Source organism: Mesorhizobium sp. B2-7-2 (genome assembly GCF_006440775.1).
In the GTDB taxonomy this organism is placed as follows: Bacteria; Pseudomonadota; Alphaproteobacteria; order Rhizobiales; family Rhizobiaceae; genus Mesorhizobium.
In genome coordinates this window covers 1-1,491 of sequence record NZ_VFTZ01000058.1, presented here as the reverse complement: position 1 = coordinate 1,491, position 1,491 = coordinate 1, and the positions used below count along the sequence as shown (strand labels likewise).

Genomic DNA, 1,491 nt, shown 5'->3' with positions numbered 1-1,491 from the left:
CTAGGGCATATACACATCTCGCAAGGCCCAACCGTCGGCACAGGCACGGAAGTATGCGAGGCCGTTGTAGAAGGTGATGGGCCCTGGCGGCTTGGAGGAGGCGTAACCGTTCCATCCGCCGAGCTTGGCGATGATCCACGCCGCCCAGGCAAGGGAATATCTGGGATGGGGATTGGTTTGCAGCCGGGTCTTGCCTTTGAAGCGCGTCTCGAGGGCGGCAAGGGTGTCGACCTCGGGAGCGGTGAAGATGAGGCTTGCCGGTTGATCGTCGCGCCCGTCGCGGGCCTGCACCAGTTGCATGACGATGGCCGCGGCCTTGGCGGCGATGGCGACCAGCTTTTCCAGGCGTGGCGCCGATTGCAGCTGGCTGTCTTCGATCTTCAGGCCCTGGCTTTTCAAGGTCCGGAAGAGCTGCTCGATGACCCAGCGCTGCTTGTACCAAGCGACGATCTGCCAAGCCTGGGCAGGGCTGTTCACTGCATGGGTGGTCAGGAGCAGCCAATGGAGCGGCGCCACGCCTTCGGGCGCAGCCGTTTCGACGACTTCGACCCAGCGCAGCGTGACGCCTTTCGGCAGGTCGGCTTCGCGCAGATTGGCCGGCCGCTTAATCGTGGCTTCGCCGAAGCGCAGGCAAAGCCTGGCCTTGCGCGCAGGGCGGTCGGCCCGCTCACGCAGTTCGATCACCTGCTCATCGCAAAATGCCACCTCCTGCACGGCCCGGCGCAGCGTTGTGCCCGACAGCAGCGCGTGATCGTGCATGACGCGTGTCTGCAGATGGAAGGGGCCATCCGGCACGCGCGCCCACATCACAAAAAAGTCGCTCTCACGGTCGGCAATGAAGGTGACCATGCTGGCCTGGGCCAGCACCGGCTTGGCTGCCTCGGCCGTCTCGATCCAGCGCCGCGATTCCTTTTCGCTCAACGGCCGATCGGCATGCGGCGGCAGCTCTTCCTCGGAGCGTGTCCATACCCGCCCGCCCACAAGACCAAGGCAAGAACCGCGTTCGGCATCGAGCGCAAGCATGGGATGCAACAATACGCCCCAGCAATTGCCCTTCTTGATCTTGCCCAGGTCGCGCCGGTTATCCGGCGTCGTCGCGAACTTGATCTCGCTGGTGTCCTGCAGTGCCAAAACATGCCGGCCCGCGACCGCAAGCCCGGTCCGATCGCTCCAGCCCTCGATCACTCGCTCGACCGTCACCGCCTCGTTGCCGAGAAAGCGTCCATAGCGGATCTCCTCGGAATGGTTGCCGCCGGCAAGCCGGCGCAAGCAGACCGTTTCACGCAGCACCATCGCTTGGAGCAGCGACGCCCCCCTTTATCGAGACGACGGTCTCCAAACCAACCCAGCGATAGATCCTGCCATGTCTGCATCGGTGACGTTCTCCGCAAATCAGAACGCCACAACAAGAATCATACCCTGCGCCGCCACGGAATCCGAGCAGCCACAACCGAGTCAATCCGTCGCAGAAAGATGTGTATATGCCCTAGC

At 63.4% G+C, this 1,491-nt stretch carries 1 protein-coding gene; it reads right to left on the bottom strand.

Annotation, left to right across the window (positions count from 1 at the left end; genetic code table 11):
* Positions 1-1,293 carry an IS4 family transposase gene (locus FJ425_RS31410; protein WP_140727899.1) on the bottom strand — a complete coding sequence of 431 codons (1,293 nt, stop codon included), beginning with the start codon at positions 1,291-1,293 and terminating at the stop codon, positions 1-3.
* Between the last annotated feature and the right edge of the window lie 198 nt (positions 1,294-1,491).

Excerpts from the sequence above, each read along its gene's own strand:
- FJ425_RS31410 (WP_140727899.1), bottom strand. The coding sequence starts at position 1,293 with ATGGTGCTGCGTGAAACGGTCTGCTTGCGCCGGCTTGCCGGCGGCAAC.